The sequence below is a fragment of the Streptomyces sp. NPDC048504 genome (assembly GCF_043200035.1).
In the GTDB taxonomy this organism is placed as follows: Bacteria; Actinomycetota; Actinomycetes; order Streptomycetales; family Streptomycetaceae; genus Streptomyces.
The window spans coordinates 301,289-318,598 of record NZ_JBICXA010000013.1; the positions used below are offsets into that span (position 1 = coordinate 301,289).

Sequence of the window (17,310 nt, forward strand, 5' to 3'; positions counted from 1 at the left end):
AGATCCGGGCACATGGAGGTCTGTCCGGTTCGGCTACGCAGGCGCCGGCACGGCCGTCAGCGAGTCGGTGAAGACACGGGCCCGGCGTGTGATCTCCGCCCAGTCGCCCGCGGCCACGACAGCGGGCGGTACGACCTCCGAACCGGCGCACACCGCACGCGCCCCGGCCGCGAGGAACCCGGCCGCGTTGTCCGCGTTGACCCCGCCGGACGCCACCAGCGGTACGTCCGGGAAGGGGCCCGCAAGGTCACGGAAGTGCCGGGGGCCGAAGGCACGGGCGGGGAAGATCTTCACCGCGTCCACGCCCAGGTCGAGGGCCATTCCGACCTCCGTGGGGGACAGGGCGGCCATGACGACCGGCACCCCGGTCGCCGCGGCCGCTTCCGCGACGCCGGGGCGGCAGCCCGGGGTGACGAGATACTGCGCCCCCGCCTCGATCAACTCCTCGGCCTGCGCTCCGGTCATCACCGTCCCGGCACCGACACCGTCCTGGCCGTCGGCCACCGCGCGCCGTAGGTGCGCGGCCAGTCCGGGAGTGGTGCGGGTGAACTCGATCCACCGGATGCCACCCGCCCGCAACGCCTCGCACAGCGCCGCGGCGTCGGGTATCTCCGGCGCCCGGACGACGGCGATCACACGGTCCTTCGCCAACTGGGTGAGGAAGTCGGGGGTCATGGGCGGGGGCTCCTTCGGCTGTGGGCGGGGGTGGTTACGCCGGTCGGTGTGCGGGTGGCGGCTTGGGCGGGCGGCGTTGTCCGGAGCGCGGGAGGGGGGCTGTGGTGGGTGCCCTCCGGCGCCGGGTCCTTGAAGTAGACGCCGGTCGGGCGGGCCGGGTCGGTCTCCACTCCCGTCACGTCGATGCCCCGCGCGGTGAGTTCGGTCAGGATGCGGCGCGCGAACGGGTCGTCGCCCAGGCGGCTCAGCCACGCGGCACGGTGACCGAGACCGGCCAGACCGCAGGCGACGTTGGACTCGGCACCGCCGATGGCCATCGCGAGCGTCGGCTGTTCGTCGAACGGACGGCTGTCCGGCGGACTGAGGACGGCCATGGTCTCCCCGACGCACACGACGTCGGCGATCTGAGGCGGCACGACGCCGGCAGCCTGCACCGGTCGGTCGGCCGTAAGGGGCAGGGGCGGCAAGGGCACGCGAATCTCCTGGTTCTTGTTCTTCCGAAGGACGACCTATGTGTCACGTCCCGGAGCCGGATGAAACGGCGTAACGCGCAACGGAGTTGGTCCCCCCGCCCAGCCGGAGCAGCACCTTGCTGCTCCCGCTCCCCGGGTCCGCCGCGACCGCCAGCGCCTCCTCCGCCGGTTCCAGCGGGAACCGGTGTGTGATCACCGGTGTCACGTCCAGCCCGTCCCGCAGCGCGCGCAGCGCTTCGTCGATCTCCTCGACGAAGCGGTAGGAGCCGATCCAGGTGATCTCACGGGTGACCAGGTCACCGAGGGTGGCGGAGATCGCCGTGCCGGGGAGGTTGCCGACCTGGACGAGGGTGCCGCCGCGCGCGGTGGACCGTAGGACCGGGCCGAGGGCCGAGGGGGCGCCGGACGCCTCGAAGACGACCTCGACGTCCTCCGGGAGGGACTCGCCGCGTGAGATGTCACGGGTCTCGTCGGCGCCCATCGCGCGGGCGACGGCGAGGGAGGTGGCGGAGAGGTCGGCGGCGATGACGGTGCCCGCCCCGGCGTGTTTCGCCGCGGCGACCACCAACGAGCCGATCGGACCTGCCCCGTTGACCAGGACCGTCCGCCCGCGCAGCGCCGGCACCCGGCCCACGGCGTGCAGGGCGACCGCCAACGGCTCGGCCAGGGCGCCCTGTTGGGTGTCGACGCCGTCCGGCAGGGGGCGGACCTGGGCCGCGCGGACCGTACGGTATTCGCTGAACCCGCCGTCCGTGTGCGGGTCGAAGGCCGCCGAGCCGAAGTAACGGACGTGCGGGTAGAGGTTGGTGCGCCCCGCGATCCGGTCCGGGAGGACGCCGTCGCCCACCAACTGGGCGGGGTGGACGGTGACTTGCTGTCCCTCGTCCAGGCCGGTGACCCCGGCGCCGAGCGCCGCGATCCGGCCCGCGACCTCGTGGCCGAGGACGAGCGGGTGGGCCAGCGAGGCGGTGCCGGACGCGCCGTTCTTCCAGTAGGCGATGTCGGATCCGCAGATCCCGCCTCACTCCAGGGCGAGCAGCACCTCGCCCGCGACCGGTACCGGGCGGGCCCGTTCGTCGATGCGCACGTCTCCGGGACCGTGCACCACGACGGCCCTCACACGGCCCGTACTCATACGGCGTCCTCCAGCCGGACCAGGTTCGCCAGCGGGCCCTCGACGGTGCCGGTGCGGCGCAACGTGGTGGTCTGGGAGTAGCACCGGTCCGCCGGCACTTCAGGAAAGGTCGCCCTCCAGCGCCGAGGGATTCAGCGACGCCAGCAGCTTGAGCAGCAGCGCGTGCGTCTGCTCCTGCTCCGCCGGCGTCAGCGCCTGAAGCGCCTCGGCGTGGGCGGCGTCCACCGTCTCCGCGGCCTCCGCGGCGAGCCGTACGCCGGCCTCGGTCGCGTGCAGGCGCTGGGTGCGCCGGTCGCCGGGGGTGGTGCGGCGCTCCAGCATCCCGCGCTCGACCAGCCCGTTGACCGCCGTACCCATCGACTGCGGGGTGATCGCCGCCCGGCGTGCCGCGGTCGCGCTGGAGACGCCCGGGTCGAGGACGGCCTGCATCAGGGCCCGGTGCTGGGCGAGCGTGAGCTGGAGCGGGCGCAGGGCACGCTCCATCCGGGCCGCCATGATCTGACCGATCTGCCAGGCCACGTAGCCGGTACGGCGGTCGGGATGGTTCACAGGGCGGACCTCTTTTGTAAGGCAGCTGATGGTGATGTACAAATACTATCAGTTGCCTTCTAATCTAGGACCGCTGCCGATGTCCCAGCAAGTTGTCACCCGCACCGCCCGACAGCCGCACAAGCACGCCCTGGACGTGGCCCACCCACCCCCGGGCCCCGGAAACCTGCGTGCCGTCCTGCTCCCCGTGGCGGTCGTCCTGCTGATCGGCGCCGTGTTCGTCAGCGTCTACCTCGCCGCCTTCCACGCCCCGAGCCCCCACCAACTCCGCGTCGGCACAACGGAGATAGGCACGGCACAGGCCCACCTGAACGAGGACCTCGACCGCGTCGCCCCGGGCGGCTTCACCGTCGACACCTACCCCGACGAGACCGCCGCCCGGAACGCCGTACAGGACAGAAAGGTCTACGCCGCCTACCTCGGCGACGGAAAGCTCCTCTACGGCAGCGCCAACGGTGCCGCCGTCACCGCGACCGTGACCACCGCCTTCGGCTCCGTGGCCCACGCGGAGAACCGCGAACTCGCCGTCGAGGACGTCGCCCCGGCCGCCGCGGGGGACACCCGGGGCCTCTCCGTCTTCTACGCCGCCTTCGGCCTGGTCCTCGCGGGCTACCTCTTCGGTATGACGACCTACCAGCTCGCGCCACGCCTCCAGTACCGCTGGCGGATGGCCAGCCTGGCCCTGTTCGGCGTCGTCGGCGGTCTCCTGATCGCCACGATCGCCGGCAGCACGGGCTTCGGCGCGCTGCCCGGCTCCTTCGTGCCGCTTGTCGTCGTGATCTCCCTGATGGGAGCCGCCGTCGCGGCCACGACCATGGTCCTGCTGCGGCTGTTCGGCTCGGCGGGCGTCACCCTCGCCTCCATCCTCATGCTGATCCTCGGCAACAGCAGCAGCGGCGGCATCATGCCGGCGGCGTACCTGCCGGGCTGGCTGCGCCCGCTCTCCGAGATCCTGCCGGTCGGCGTCGGCGTCCGCGCGATGCAGGGCCTGTCCCGCTTCCAGAACGACGGCCTCTCCCGCGCCCTGGTGATCCTCCCGGTGTGGGTGCTCGGCGCGATCCTCGTGCTCTACCTCAAGGACGTGTACCGGCGCGGAACTCCGGTGCCGGGCGCGGGGGAGGGGCACGTCCCGCGGCCCGAGCCGGCGGCGGGCTGACCTCGCCGCGCGAGATCCGCCGACGAACGCGGCATCCTGGACACCGTAGAGGATCTCCAGAAGGCCATGGACCTCACCGTGGGAAAGGATCTTTCGATGGACCAGCAGGACGCGCAGGACGAGCGGTTCGACGTCGTCGTACTCGGCGCCGGCCCCGGCGGCTACGTCGCCGCCATCCGTGCCGCCCAACTCGGCAAGCGGGTCGCCGTGATCGAGGAGAAGTACTGGGGCGGTGTCTGTCTGAACGTGGGCTGCATCCCGACCAAGGCCCTGTTGCGGAACGCCGAGTTGGCGCACATCTTCACCCGCGAGGCGAAGACCTTCGGCATCAAGGTCGAGGGGGAGGTCTCCTTCGACTACGGCGAGGCGTTCCGCCGCAGCCGCCGGGTCGCGGACGGCCGGGTCAAGGGCGTTCACTACCTGATGAAGAAGAACAAGATCACGGAGATCGACGGCCGCGGCACCTTCCTCGACCCGCACACGCTCCAAGTGGCGGGCTACGACGGCGAGTCGCGCACGATCGGCTTCGAGCACTGCGTCATCGCCACCGGCGCCACCCCCCGACTGCTGCCCGGCACCAAGCGCAGCGCGCGCGTGGTGACGTACGAGGAGCAGATCCTCGCCGACGACCTGCCGCGGTCGATCGTCATCGCGGGCGCCGGCGCGATCGGCATCGAGTTCGCGTACGTGCTCCACAACTACGGCGTGAAGGTCACGATCGTCGAGTTCCTGGACCGCATGGCGCCCCTCGAAGACGTCGAGGTCTCCACCGAACTCGCCAAGCAGTACCGCAAGTTGGGCATCGACGTCCTCACCTCCACCCGCGTCGAGTCCATCGACGAGTCGGGCCCGCAGGTCCGCGTCACGGTCACCGGCAAGGACGGCGCCCAGCAAGTCCTGGAGGCCGACAAAGTGTTGCAGGCGATCGGCTTCGCCCCGAACGTCACCGGCTACGGCCTGGAGAACACGGGCGTACGGCTGACCGAGCGCGGCGCGATCGACGTCGACGGGCACTGCCGTACGTCCGTGTCGCACCTGTACGCCATCGGCGACGTCACCGCGAAGCTGATGCTCGCGCACGCGGCCGAGGCGATGGGGGTGATCGCCGCCGAGACCCTCGCGGACGCGGAGACGATGGAGCTGGACTACGCGATGATCCCGCGCGCCACGTACTGCCAGCCGCAGATCGCCAGCTTCGGCTACACCGAGGCGCAGGCACGGGAGTTGGGGCACGACGTCAAGGTCGCGAAGTTCCCGTTCACCGCGAACGGCAAGTCGCACGGCCTCGGCGACACCACCGGTTTCGTGAAGCTGATCAGCGACGCGAAGTACGGCGAACTCCTCGGCGGCCACCTCATCGGCCCCGACGTCACCGAACTCCTCCCCGAACTGACCCTCGCCCAGCAGTGGGACCTCACCGTCCACGAGGTCGCCCGCAACGTGCACGCCCACCCGACGCTGGGCGAGGCGGTGAAGGAGGCGGTGCACGGCCTCGCGGGACACATGATCAACATGTGACGCACGGGTCAACCGGCCTTCCCCGCTTGCCGAGTCGCCGCCCGAACGACTTTGCCAGCTCTTTACAACCCACCCTCCCGCTGCCTCGTCTCTCCGCTCGATCAACAACCCGCCCCACCGCCGAACCGTCCGACGGACCCGGTGGGGCGGCCGACGAGAGAGAGCGATTCATGCGCCGAACTGTCCTCAGCGCCCTGGCACTCACGTGCGGCGCGGTCCTGGCGTCCACCGCGCCCGCGTTCGCGGCCGGGGCCTCCGCGTCCCCGACCCGCGCCCCGTCCGCCTCGCCGTCCGCGGCGCCGAGCGCCACCAAGGCGCCGACCCCGGCCCCCACCGCAGAACCCACCCGGAGCGCGAGCTCCACACCCTCCGCCGTACCGTCCGCCGAGCCCACCCGGGCCCCGAGCCAGGTAGCCGTGGTCCCCAGCGGTGCCCCGGACACCGGTGTCACGCCGGTGTCGAAGTCGTCCGACGACCTGACGACCGCGCTGGTCGGCGGGGGAGCCGCCGCCCTGGTCGTCGGCGGCGGCGCCTTCGTCGTCGTACGGCGCCGGAGGACGACCGGCGTATGACCTCGCTCTCCAGGCGCGCCTTCGTCACCGCGGCGACGGCAACGCTGCTCGCCGGCTGCGGCGGCGGGCACGGGACGACCTCGGCCGCGAACGCCCCTCAGCAGCAAGGGAGTTCGACGCCGTCCGGACAGTCCTCCGCGCCACCGTCCGGCAAGACGGCACACGCCCTCGCGCGTTCCGTCCCGGTCACCCTGCGCGTCCCGGCGATCGGGGTCGACACCCCGGTCATGCGGCTGGGGCTGGCCTCGGACGGCACCGTGCAGGTGCCGCCGATCACCGCGCACGACCGGGCGGGCTGGTACCGGCACTCGCCGACCCCCGGCCAGACCGGGCCGTCGGTGATCCTCGGGCATGTGACCGTCGGCGCGTACGGGGACGGCGTCTTCCGCCATCTCGCGAAGCTGCGCGAGGGCGACCGGATCGAGGCGGGCCTGGAGAACGGCAAGACGGCCACGTTCACCGTCACCTCTGTACGGACGGTCGCCAAGGCCGAGTTCCCGTCGGACGAGGTGTACGGGAACGTGGACCGTCCCGAACTGCGTCTCATCACCTGCGGCGGGACCCGCACCGGTACGGGATACCTCGACAACGTGATCGTCTTCGCCACGCTGACCGGCTGAACTCCCGTACCCCGTAGTCACTTCGCACGTCACGACCATGGAGAGCGTTGAAACGGTCCCGCGAGAGGGCAGCGTCCGAACTGTTCGCCGCCGTCTACCCGCGCCTCGCCGGCTGGTGCCGCCGTCTCGTCGACGACGACGAGACGGCGCACGAGATCGCCTCCGAGGCGTTCACCCGGCTCTGGGCCCGGTGGACGAAGGTGACGGAACCCCGCGGCTTCCTCTATGTCACCGCGGCCAACCTCGTCCGGGACCACTGGCGCAAACTGGAGCGCGAACGCCGGGCCGTGCGCCGCGCCACCACGGAGGAGGCGGTCCGCCCACCGGCCGAACAGGAAGACCCCTCGGTACGGCTGCTCGTGCAGTCCCTGCCCGAACGGCTGCGCGTCCCGATCCTCCTGCACTACTACGCTGACATGCCGATCCGGGAGGTGTCCGTGCTGACCGGACGCAAGGAAGGAACCATCAAGGCCGACCTCCACGCGGCCCGCGAACTGCTCCGCGCCCACCTGAGGAGAAGCCTTGACCACACACTTTGACGAGGGAGACGAGGGCCCGGACATCGACCCCGACGACCCCCTCACGGTCATCCTGCGCCCCTCCTCCGAGTACCTCGGCCCACCCCCCGGCCGCTACGAGTCGATCCGCCGCGGCGCGAACCGCCGCCGCCTGCTCCGCGCGACGGTCGGCGCCGGCGCGACCTGCGCGGTGATCGTCCTCGCGGCCCTCCCGTTCCGCCTGGCCCACCACGACTCCCCTACGACCCCCACGGTCCCCCTCGCCCCACCGCCCGCGAGCAGCGCTCCTGCGGCCCCGCCGTCCCAGGACCCGTCCGCGACGAAGGCCCCCACTCCGAGGGCGAGCGCGAGCCCGAGTTCCCCCGCCGACTCCCGGAAACCGAGCCGCACACTCGTCCCCACCATGGAGCCGTCCAGGGCCCCGACGGCAACGGCATCGGCGCCTTCGTCGGCGCCTTCGTCGGTCGCCGGGCGGTAACTCCCGCGCCCGCAGGGGCAATTGCAGTCAATCATGTCGTGCATCTTGCCGACAATATTGCCGGGACGTTACACAAGTGGGTCATGGGAAGGACGACCACACTCCGCAGCAGAGTCCGCACCGCTCTGGCAACCGTGAGCGTGCTCGGCCTCGGGCTGCTGTCCCCGATCGCCGTCCACGTACTGAAGTCCCCTCCCGCACAAGGGAGTTCGGCACACTCATCTCTCGTGGTGTCCACCGCCACCGGCAAGGTCAGGGGCCAGGCCCAGACCGGATACGACGAATGGCTCGGCATCCCCTACGCCGCCACCCCCACCGCCGCCCACCGCTGGACCGCCCCTCGGCCTGCCTCCGCCTGGAGCGGCATCCGCGACCCCACCCGCTTCGGCGACCGCTGCGCCCAGGCCTCCGGCTGGGACCCCGGCTACGAGAAGGCGATCACCACCGAGGACTGCCTCGACCTCAACGTCTATACCCCGCAGGGGAGTCGGGCCGACACCCCGGTCGTCGTGTGGATCCACGGCGGCGGTTTCTCCGGCGGTGCAGGCCAGGACACCAACCCGCGCAAGTTCGCCCAGCAGACGGGCGCGATCGTCGTCACCGTCACCGACCCGCAGCGGCGGGCCGCCCTCGCCGAGGTGTGGCGGGGCTGGGGTGAGCACGCCGGGCGTCTCCGCCCCCGTCCCGGAGCGCGACGTGCGCCGCGCCGGTGTCGCACACATGGAGCGCGTCTACTCCGGCGCCACGCACCTCTACGAGCACATCCACGAGGCCCCGGCGATCCCCGTCGCGTACACCCTCGGCACGGATTTCCGCCCGGCCCGTCGTATCCCTCGTGAGGAGGTGCTGCACTGGGACGCGTGGTGACGCGGCGGAGAAGGCTTTCGGGGATTATTTTGAACGTGTTCAATTCTAGGCGTACGCTGCCGCCATGAACGACAGAGCCGCCCTCCTGAAGGGCATCCGCGCCTGGCTGGTCCTGTTCGTCGTCTGTCTGGTGCTCAGCGGCGCCACCGCTTTCCCGCTGGTCCATGAACTCCGCTGGACCGAGGACGTGTTGAGGTCCCTGTCCGTGCCGCACTACCTGCCCACCCTGATGGACTGGATCGTGCGGGTGCGACGGGGACTCGACACCGCCGACACCGAATACCCCTTCCTCCTCTACGGCACGGACTGGCTGGCCTTCGCGCACCTCGTCATCGCGGTCGCCTTCTACGGCCCCTACCGCGACCCGGTCCGCAACATCTGGGTCGTGGAGTTCGGGATGATCGCCTGCGCCGGGATCGTTCCGCTCGCCCTGATCTGCGGGCCGATCCGCGGGATTCCCTTCTGGTGGACGGTGATCGACATGTCCTTCGGAGTCATCGGGATCGTCCCGCTGTACGTCGTACGCAAGAAGATCAAGCGCCTGGAGGCCGTGACACTCGCTCCAACCGCCGCCTCCGCCCTGGCTACTTGAGCGCCGCCAGTGCGATCCGCTCCGCGACCGCGTTCATCGACTCGCCCTTCGCGTCCGTCGAGTTGACCGAGTAGACGAGGGTGCGGGAGAGGTCGCGGGTGGCGAGGACGACCGTGCTGTAGCCGTACCGGGAGCCCGACTTGAGCCAGTACACCGTGCCGCCGTACTCGAAGCGCTGGAGCCCCGCGCTGTAGCTCGCGCCCTCGATCCCCGCCGGGACCGTGAACATCTCCTTCAGCTGCGGGCCCGGCACGATCCGGCCCCGGAACAGCGCAGTGATCAGCCGCTCCAGGTCGGCGGTCGTCGAGATCATGTCGCCGGCCGCCCAGCGGTCCGCCTGGTTCCAGTCGGTGACGTCGACGAACTCCGTTGTGCCGTCGGGCCGTTGGACGGTCTGGTCGCCGTGGTTGTGCGGGCCGAGGATGCGCGGGTCGGTACCGGGGAAGTAGGTGTCCCGCATGCCCGCCGGGCGCAGGACCAGGCGGGTGGCCTCCGAGGCGTACGAGTGGCCCGTCACCTTCTCGATCAGCAGGCCGAGGATCGTGTAGTTGATGTTGAGGTAGTCCTGCCGCTCGCCCGGCCGGAACTCCGGGCCCTTCGCCAGCGCCGACGCCACCACCTGCCTCGGCGTGAGCGTGTCGAAGCGGTGCGCGTACTGGTCCTCGAAGGCGTCCCCGAAACCGTCGCCGGCCTGGATGCCACTGGTGTGGTTGAGCAACTGCCGTACGGAGACGGGCTCGAAGGCCTTCGTGAGCAGCCCTGGCAGGTAGCGCTGGATCGGGGTGTCCAGGTCGACCTTCCGCTGCGCCGCGAGCCGTAGCACGGTCGCCGCGGTCACCACCTTCGTCGTCGAACCCGCCCGGAAGCGCGCGTCGGGGTCGGCGGCGGCACCGCTCTCCAGATCGTGCACACCCGAACTGCCGCGCCAGGTCCCGTCCGTGCCTCCCACCCGTACGAGAGCCGCCGTCGCGTCGGAGTCCGGGAGCCCGGCGAGCGCGGCGCGCAGCGCTTCGGCGTCCGGTGCGGCCGTCTGCCGCGCGGTGGCCGACGGGGGCGCGGCGAACGCGGGTGCGGCCAAGGGGCCTGCCGCGAGGGCCAGTACGAGGGAGGCGGAGAGGACGGTGGTGCGACGACGGGGGCGCATCGGCTGCTCCTGGGATCTCCGGTGGCTGTCGGTGATCAGCCTCGTCCCGCGCGGTCGTAGGCGGATCGTCGGCGAGGAGGGCACCCGCCCCTGGTGCTACCCGGAGCAACTGCCGCACCGCACACGGGGTTTGCCAGGGATGCCCCCTACGGGACCGATCCGACCCGGCGCCGGAAAAACTGTTATCGCGGAGTCCTTCACTCCGTCTCCCTCTGCGTCCCCAGTCTCCTCACGCACCGGAGCCAACCCACATGGCCACCAGCGCACGCAAACCCACCAACAGGCACCGCCTCACCCGCCGGGGCCTCTTCACCCTTGGCGGCGGAGTCGCGGCGGCGGGAGTCGTCGGCGGCGGGATCGCCGCGTTCTCCGGCGGTGGGGCGGACGCCGCGCAGTCCGGGACAGCGACCGCCGTCGGCACTGCCACCGCCCGCCCGCAGGCCCTCGTACACCCGGGCATGCTGCACAACGCGGGTGACCTGCACCGCGCCAAGGTCCGCGTCGCCGCCCGCAAGGACCCCTGGCTGAAGGGCTGGACGCGGCTCACCGACAACCGCCATTCCGCGAGCGGTTGGCAGCCCCGCCCGCAGGCCGTGGTCGTGCGCGGAGGCACCGGCCAGAACTACGTCACGATGTACAACGACATCCACGCCGCCTACCAGAACGCCCTGCGCTGGCAGATCGGCGGCACCAAGGCCAACGGCGACACGGCCGTCGCCATCCTCAACGCCTGGTCGGCCACGCTCACTTCGGTCAACGGCAACGCCGACCGCTTCCTGGCCTCCGGCATCTACGGCTACCAGTTCGCGAACGCCGCCGAACTCGTCCGCGACCACCCGGACTTCGAGTTCGCCCGCTTCAAGAAGATGATGCTCACGGTGTTCAAGCCGATGAACATCGACTTCCTCACCAACCACAACACCGCCAACATCAGCAACTACTGGGCGAACTGGGACCTCTGCAACGTCGCCTCGCTCATGGCGACCGGCATCCTCTGCGACGACCGCGCCGCCTTCCAGCGCGCCGTCACCTACATGAAGTCCGGCGCGGGCAACGGCTCGTTCAAGCACGCCATCCCCTTCGTCTATGCCGGCCAGGACCTCGCCCAGTGGCAGGAGAGCGGCCGCGACCAGGGCCACACGATGATGGGCATGGGCCTCATGGGCGCGATCTGCGAGATGGCCTGGAACCAGGACGTCGACCTCTACGGCTACCTCGACAACCGGTTCATGAAGGCCGCCGAATACGTCGCCAAGTACAACCTCGGCGCGGCCGTGCCCTTCACGACGTACGGCTGGCGCAGCGGTCAGGGCAACGGCAAGTACATGGAACAGCCTGTGATCTCCGACATAGCCCGGGGCGCCGTTCGCCCGGTTTGGGAGATTCTGTACAACCACTACGCCCGCCGACGGCGCCTCTCCACCCCGTTCATCACCCTCATGGCTGAGAAGGTGCGTGCGGAGGGCGGTGGCGGCGACTACGGCCCGAACAGCGGCGGTTTCGACCAACTGGGCTTCGGGACGCTGCTGTACAGCAAGTGACATCGGGCGGTATCGGGTGATGCCGGGGAGGGCGAGGGGCGACGTGGACGGGCGGCAGTGGCACTCCACCATCGCGGCGGCGCAGGCCGGTGACCGGCGGGCGCTGGACGAACTGGTCGCGGGCTGGCTGCCGTTGGTCTACAACGTGGTCGGCCGCGCCCTCAACGGCCATGCGGACGTGGACGACGTGGTCCAGGAGACGATGCTCCGCGCCGTCGACCACCTCGGCTCGCTCCGCGACCCCGACAGCTTCCGTTCCTGGCTGGTGGCGATCGCCATGCGCCAGATACGGGACCGGGCGCGCCGCCGGAAGTCCCCCGGCCAACTGCCGGACGGGCTACCGGGGGACGCCGCCGACTTCGCCGAACTCACCGTCCTGCGGCTCCAGTTGGAGGGCCAGCGGCGCGAGGTCGCGGAGGCGGTGCGCTGGCTCGACGACGAGGACCGCGGGCTCCTCTCCCTGTGGTGGCTGGAGGTCGCGGGCGAACTCACCCGCCGCGAACTGGCATCGGCGCTCGGCATCAGCCGCCAGCACGCGGCGGTCCGCGTCCAGCGCATGAAGGAACGCCTGGAGACCGCCCGAGGTGTCGTCCGCGCCCTCGACGGCGCCTGCCCCGACCTCCGTGACCTCACCGCCCGCTGGGACGGCCGCCGCGACTCGGTCTGGCGCAAACGCCTGGCCCGGCACCTGCGCGGCTGCGCCTACTGCGGCGACCCGCGCGAGTCCGTCGTACCCGCGGAACGCCTCCTTGTCGGCATCGCCCTCGTCCCGCTCCCGCTCGGCTTCACACTGTCGCTGGCGTTCGGGGCGAAGACGGCGGCGGCCGCGGCGGGGGTTGCCGGGGCTGCCTTCGGGGTTGGGGCGAGTGGGGTGGGCGGGGCGGCCGGGGTTTCTGGTGCTGCGGGCGTCGCCGGTTCCGCAGGCGCGGTCGGCTCGGCGGGAGTCGTAGGAGCGGCGGGTTCCGTGGGCTCGGCGGGGGCGGCCGGGACCGCCGGCGCCGCAGGTGCTTCGGGCATCGGAGGTTCGGCGGGGGCCGCCGGCGCTTCCGGCGTCGCGGGTTCGGCGGGAGTCTCGGGAGCTTCCGGGGCGGCAGGCTCCGCCGGGATCGCCGGTTCGGCCGGTGCTCCCGCCGGCTGGTCCGCCAAGCTGCTCGGGGCGCTGACCAAGCCCGCCGTCGCCGTGGCGGCCGGCGCGACGATCGCCGCGGGCGGTGTCTACGTCGTCACCCAGTCCCCGAACGATCCACCCCCGAAGTCCCTCACCCCCACCGCCGCAGCCACACCCGGCCCGGGAACCGGCACCCCCACGACCCCCGCATCACCCGCACCGTCCACATCCGAGTCGCCCTCCCCGTCCACCTCCCCGACGAAGACGACCACCGGCCCCTACGGCTCGGTCGTCGACGCCGTGGACCAGGCGCCGGCCCCCACCACCCCGCCCGCGGCGCTCCCGCACCGCCCCGCATCCGGCGTGACCAGCACCGGCGGCGCGCACGCCACGATGAACCATCGCGGGGACAACGTGACGCTCAGCGGCCAGGGTTACGTCCTCGTCCGCTGGCAGATATCGCCGCAGTACCGCAACGGCGCGCTGGTCATGCCGAGTTGGACCGCCCTGAAGGGCAAACTCTTCCACGTGGCCTCGGGCGGCGGCCGCCGCATGGACGACCCGGTCAGCACCACCGACACCACCGCCACCGGCATGGGCAGCTCCACCACCGGCTACGACGTCCTGCCCACAGGCACCCAACAGATGTGGCAGAACGAATACTTCTACGTCGACGGCAGCGTCACCCTCACCGTCAACGAACGCGGCGCCGACTACGGCCTGAACGTCTTCCCCACCACCTGGGACGCCGTGGAGAAGGACATCACCACCGGCCCCGCCCAGGGCGCGACCCGCTACGGCCTGACCCGGGACACCGGCAAGGACAACACCCCGGTACCGCAGTACCTCACTCGCACGACCCCGGCCGACCCGGCGACGGTGGCTCAGCGCTCGCGCGTGTAGTCGTCCCGGGTGCAGCAACGTCCGCCCCAGCGCGGTGAGTTCGTACTCCACACGGGGTGGTGAACCGCCGTACGACCGCCGCGCCACGAGCCCGTTGAACTCCAGCCGCGGCAGCGCGTCCCTCAGCCCTTCTTCCTGAGCCCGCAGAGCACGTCGACGCGATTGGTGGTGATCGAGTCGACGCCCATGTCGAGGAGGCGGCGCATCGAGCGGCGGGTGTCCGGGGTCCATACCGACAGGAGGTAGCCGTCGCGGTGGACGCGGGCGGTGAGGTCCCGATCGACCAGTGTGAAGCGGTAGTTGAGCCAGCGCGGCCGTACCGCTTCCAGCACCGCGGGGCGCGGGGGAGCGAGCGAGGTCCAGGTCAGGGCGATCTCGGCGGACGGGTCGGCCGCGCGGACGGCGAGCATGGCGTCGGCGCCCGCGCAGTAGTACACGCGGTCCTCCGCCCCGCACGCGCGGATCTCGTCCACGATCCGGCGCGCGGCCCGCGGGTCGGCGGGGCCGGGCAGATCGACCATCACCCGGCTGCCCTCGGTCGCGGCCAGCGCCTCGACCAGCGTCGGCACCCGGCCGTCCGTGAGCCCGCGCACCTCGTCCACCGACAGCGACTTCAGCGGCCGGTCCAGTTCCCACAGCCGTTGCAGCGTCTCGTCGTGCAGCAGCACGGGGACGCCGTCACGGGTCAGCCGTACATCGAACTCGACGGCGTCCGCGCCCTGGTCGAGCGCGGAACGCAGCGAGTCGATGGTGTTCTCGCGGACACGGTAGGGGTCGCCGCGATGGCCCACGGCGGTCACGTTCTGCATGGGCCCATTCTGCTGGTTGTCAGGGCGCGCCGGTGGTCAGGGGGCGAGCCACGCCGAGGTGTAGGTGTCGATCTCGTCGTCGATACGGGCCTTGCCCGCCGCGTCCAGGAAGGAGGCCCGCACGGCGTTCTTCGCGAGGTCGGCGACACCGCGTTCGTCGAGGCCGAGGAGGCGGGCGGCGACCGCGTACTCGTTGTTGAGGTCGGTGCCGAACATCGGTGGGTCGTCGGAGTTGATCGTGACGAGGACTCCGGCGCTGACGAACTCCTTGATCGGGTGCTCGTCGAGCGTGCGGACCGCGCGGGTGGCGATGTTGGAGGTCGGGCAGACCTCCAGCGCGATGCCGTGCTCGGCGAGATGCGCGAGCAGCTTGGGGTCCTGGGCGGAGGTGGTGCCATGACCGATGCGCTCGGCGCGCAGGTCGTTCAGGGCGTCCCACACCGTCCCGGGGCCGGTGGTCTCGCCGGCGTGCGGCACGGAGTGCAGGCCAGCGGCGACGGCCCGGTCGAAGTACGGCTTGAACTGCGGCCGCGGCACCCCGATCTCCGGCCCGCCGAGCCCGAACGACACCAGCCCCTCCGGCCGTACGCGATCGTCGGTCGCGAGCCGCACGGTCTCCTCGGCGGCTTCGAGACCCGCCTCGCCAGGAATGTCGAAGCACCACCGCAGCACGGTCCCGAACTCCGCCTCGGCCGCCTTGCGGGCATCCTCGATCGCGTCCATGAAGGCCCGCTCGTCGATCCCACGCCGGGTCGACGAGAACGGCGTGATGGTCAACTCGGCGTACCGCACCTGCTGCCGGGCCATGTCCCGGGCGACCTCGTAGGTCAGCAGCCGTACGTCCTCGGGCGTGCGGATCAGGTCTACGACGGACAGGTACACGTCGATGAAGTGCGCGAAGTCCGTGAAGCTGAAGTAGTCGACCAGGGCCTCGGGGTCGGTGGGCACCCTGGAGTCGGAGTGCCGGGCGGCCAGCTCCGAGACGATCCGCGGGGAGGCGGAGCCGACGTGATGGACATGCAGCTCGGCCTTCGGCAGCCCGGCGATAAAGGCATGCAGGTCACGGGCCTGACCGGCGGCGGGTACGGCGCTGTGGCCGGAGCTCTGGTCGGACAAGGTTCCTCCCCGGAACGGCGCCCCGGGCAGTGCCGAGCGGGACGCGGGTGATCGGCTGATCGTTGACTCGGGATCATCGTAGGCCGGGGTGGGGGAGGGGGCGTGGAGTGCCTGGGTGGGGGAGGCGGTGGGCAGGGGTTGCTCGGCGGTTGATGGGGGGATGCGGGGCGGGGTGGTTGGGGTTGGGTGCGGAGTGCGGGTGCGTGGGGGCTGGTCGCGCTCACGCGGCGGAGCCGCATATCGATTCAGCCCCGCGCCCCTTAGAGGATCGGGGTGGGCCGGGTCAGGGGGCGAGGGCGCAGGTGCGTCGGTGGCTCGGTGGTGGTGCCGTGTGCCGCTGGTCGGCGACGGCGTCCGTCCTGCTCGCCGGCCGACCCCGCCTGGAACCAGCGTCGCCGATGCTGACGTCATCCATGACAGCCCAGGTGGCAGGACCGTCAGCGGAACGCTCTAGCATGGTCGCTCTGACGAAGGACCGACGGGGACGGGGACGGAACGTGGGGGACGAGACACAGCCGGACGCCGGCGCGGGCGCGAACCGCGACCCGTGGGCACCGCCGGAGAGCAGGCCATCGCTGGAGAAGGGCGCCCAGCCGCCCACCCCCGGCCACCAGCCCCACCCGCAGGACCAGCTCCAGCCCCCGCCGCAGCCGCAGTCACCGTCCGTGCACAACCAGGCCACGGTGACCGCCATGCCGGCCGAGGGCTTCGCCCCGCCTGGTTCCGCGGCACCCGGCGCGGCCCCCGGTGCCCCCGGCTACGGCCCACCCGGCACACCCCCAGGCCTCCCCGCCTACGGCGCTCCCGGCTACGGCCAGCCCAACACCCCGGGCGGCTACGCCCAACCCGGCCCACCGAACGGCCCCGGTCCCGGAATGCCCGGCGGCCCGGGAATGCCGTCCGGTCCCGGCATGCCCAACGGCTACGGCTACCCCGGTTACCCGCAGGGCTACGGCTGGCCCGGTATGCCGATGGCCCCGCAGAACAACATGGGCACCGCGGCGATGGTGCTGGGCATCCTGTCCTGCTGCCTGTTCTGCATCTACGGCATCGTCTCCCTCGTCCTCGGTGTCACCGCGATCATCCTCGGCGTCAAGGGCAAGAAGCGGGCCGACCGGGGCGAGGCCACGAACCGCGGTCAGGCCCAGGCGGGTTTCATCACGGGCATCATCGGGACCGTCCTCGGTGTCCTCACGGTCGCCGCGTTGATCGCAACCATCGTGTTCGCCATCAATCACGGAGACAGCACCGACACCTCGGACACGGACCCCTTCTACAACTCCGCCCCCAGCTTCACGGCCCCGGTCCCGCCCCAGGTCTGACCCCCACCGCACCCGCACGGCAGCCGGGCCCGCACTTACCCCGCCGAGGGTGCGCCCGCGCCCGTGATCACGGACGGGCCGGGATAACCCACGAGCCGACAGCCGCCGACGAACGGGAGCGGGGGGGGGGGGGGGGGGGGGGGGGGGGGGGGGGGGGGGGGGGGGGGGGGGGGGGGGGGGGGGGGGGGGGGGGGGGGGGGGGGGGGGGGGGGGG

18 protein-coding genes are annotated in these 17,310 nt (G+C 71.7%); 11 read left to right on the forward strand and 7 right to left on the reverse strand.

What is annotated here, in order from left to right:
• Positions 1-33: 33 nt before the first annotated feature.
• From ACGFY9_RS30675 to ACGFY9_RS30690, 4 genes are all read right to left on the reverse strand, one after another.
• Entirely contained in the window at positions 34-675 is a 642-nt protein-coding gene (locus ACGFY9_RS30675; RefSeq protein ID WP_393759490.1) for a bifunctional 4-hydroxy-2-oxoglutarate aldolase/2-dehydro-3-deoxy-phosphogluconate aldolase, read from the reverse strand.
• Entirely contained in the window at positions 672-1,148 is a 477-nt protein-coding gene (locus ACGFY9_RS30680) for a PfkB family carbohydrate kinase (RefSeq protein ID WP_393759491.1), read from the reverse strand. The genes ACGFY9_RS30675 and ACGFY9_RS30680 overlap by 4 nt, the downstream gene beginning before the upstream one ends.
• A 43-nt stretch (positions 1,149-1,191) precedes the next feature.
• Positions 1,192-2,163, reverse strand: a complete 972-nt coding sequence (locus ACGFY9_RS30685) for an L-idonate 5-dehydrogenase (protein ID WP_393759535.1) — start codon at positions 2,161-2,163, stop codon at positions 1,192-1,194.
• 219 nt (positions 2,164-2,382) lie between these two features.
• Positions 2,383-2,832 (reverse strand): MarR family winged helix-turn-helix transcriptional regulator, encoded by a 450-nt coding sequence (locus ACGFY9_RS30690; protein ID WP_393759492.1) that lies wholly within the window; start codon positions 2,830-2,832, stop codon positions 2,383-2,385.
• 79 nt (positions 2,833-2,911) lie between these two features.
• Here ACGFY9_RS30690 and ACGFY9_RS30695 point away from each other — a divergent pair, with 79 nt between their 5' ends.
• The 8 genes from ACGFY9_RS30695 (at position 2,912) to ACGFY9_RS30730 (ending at position 9,153) form a co-directional block, all read left to right on the forward strand.
• A complete protein-coding gene (locus ACGFY9_RS30695; RefSeq protein WP_393759493.1) occupies positions 2,912-3,988 on the forward strand; it encodes an ABC transporter permease in 1,077 nt (358 codons plus the stop codon).
• A 96-nt stretch (positions 3,989-4,084) separates the two neighbouring features.
• The gene (lpdA, locus tag ACGFY9_RS30700) at positions 4,085-5,506 is read left to right on the forward strand and encodes a dihydrolipoyl dehydrogenase (protein WP_393759495.1); all 1,422 of its coding nucleotides are present in this window, start codon (positions 4,085-4,087) and stop codon (positions 5,504-5,506) included.
• Positions 5,507-5,676: 170 nt separating this feature from the next.
• The gene (locus ACGFY9_RS30705) at positions 5,677-6,078 is read left to right on the forward strand and encodes a sortase-dependent protein (protein ID WP_393759497.1); all 402 of its coding nucleotides are present in this window, start codon (positions 5,677-5,679) and stop codon (positions 6,076-6,078) included.
• The gene (locus tag ACGFY9_RS30710; protein ID WP_393759499.1) at positions 6,075-6,698 is read left to right on the forward strand and encodes a class F sortase; all 624 of its coding nucleotides are present in this window, start codon (positions 6,075-6,077) and stop codon (positions 6,696-6,698) included. Before ACGFY9_RS30705 ends, ACGFY9_RS30710 begins: the two co-directional genes overlap by 4 nt.
• Positions 6,699-6,745: 47 nt before the next feature.
• Positions 6,746-7,237, forward strand: a complete 492-nt coding sequence (locus ACGFY9_RS30715) for an RNA polymerase sigma factor (RefSeq protein ID WP_393759501.1) — start codon at positions 6,746-6,748, stop codon at positions 7,235-7,237.
• The gene (locus ACGFY9_RS30720) at positions 7,221-7,694 is read left to right on the forward strand and encodes a hypothetical protein (RefSeq protein ID WP_393759503.1); all 474 of its coding nucleotides are present in this window, start codon (positions 7,221-7,223) and stop codon (positions 7,692-7,694) included. Before ACGFY9_RS30715 ends, ACGFY9_RS30720 begins: the two co-directional genes overlap by 17 nt.
• Positions 7,695-7,777: 83 nt before the next feature.
• Positions 7,778-8,533, forward strand: coding sequence for a carboxylesterase family protein (locus tag ACGFY9_RS30725; RefSeq protein ID WP_393759505.1), 756 nt, complete (start codon positions 7,778-7,780; stop codon positions 8,531-8,533).
• Between the two features lie 92 nt (positions 8,534-8,625).
• A complete protein-coding gene (locus ACGFY9_RS30730) occupies positions 8,626-9,153 on the forward strand; it encodes a hypothetical protein (RefSeq protein ID WP_393759507.1) in 528 nt (175 codons plus the stop codon).
• On the opposite strand, the gene ACGFY9_RS30735 is transcribed toward ACGFY9_RS30730, so the two are convergent.
• Positions 9,146-10,297, reverse strand: a complete 1,152-nt coding sequence (locus ACGFY9_RS30735; protein ID WP_393759508.1) for a serine hydrolase domain-containing protein — start codon at positions 10,295-10,297, stop codon at positions 9,146-9,148. The two genes, ACGFY9_RS30730 and ACGFY9_RS30735, sit on opposite strands and share 8 nt — an antisense overlap.
• 251 nt (positions 10,298-10,548) lie before the next feature.
• On the opposite strand from ACGFY9_RS30735, the gene ACGFY9_RS30740 reads away from it, so the two are divergent.
• Entirely contained in the window at positions 10,549-11,838 is a 1,290-nt protein-coding gene (locus ACGFY9_RS30740; RefSeq protein WP_393759510.1) for an alginate lyase family protein, read from the forward strand.
• Positions 11,839-11,857: 19 nt separating this feature from the next.
• Complete coding sequence (locus tag ACGFY9_RS30745; protein WP_393759512.1) at positions 11,858-13,849, forward strand: RNA polymerase sigma factor; 1,992 nt, start codon at positions 11,858-11,860, stop codon at positions 13,847-13,849.
• A 122-nt stretch (positions 13,850-13,971) separates the two neighbouring features.
• Here ACGFY9_RS30745 and ACGFY9_RS30750 read toward each other — a convergent pair whose 3' ends face one another.
• Together ACGFY9_RS30750 and ACGFY9_RS30755 are read right to left on the reverse strand one after the other, a co-directional pair.
• Positions 13,972-14,658 (reverse strand): glycerophosphodiester phosphodiesterase, encoded by a 687-nt coding sequence (locus tag ACGFY9_RS30750; protein WP_393759514.1) that lies wholly within the window; start codon positions 14,656-14,658, stop codon positions 13,972-13,974.
• A gap of 36 nt (positions 14,659-14,694) precedes the next feature.
• Entirely contained in the window at positions 14,695-15,774 is a 1,080-nt protein-coding gene (locus ACGFY9_RS30755; RefSeq protein ID WP_393759516.1) for an adenosine deaminase, read from the reverse strand.
• Between the two features lie 497 nt (positions 15,775-16,271).
• On the opposite strand from ACGFY9_RS30755, the gene ACGFY9_RS30760 reads away from it, so the two are divergent.
• Positions 16,272-17,096, forward strand: a complete 825-nt coding sequence (locus ACGFY9_RS30760; protein WP_393759518.1) for a DUF4190 domain-containing protein — start codon at positions 16,272-16,274, stop codon at positions 17,094-17,096.
• The last annotated feature ends 214 nt before the right edge of the window (positions 17,097-17,310 follow it).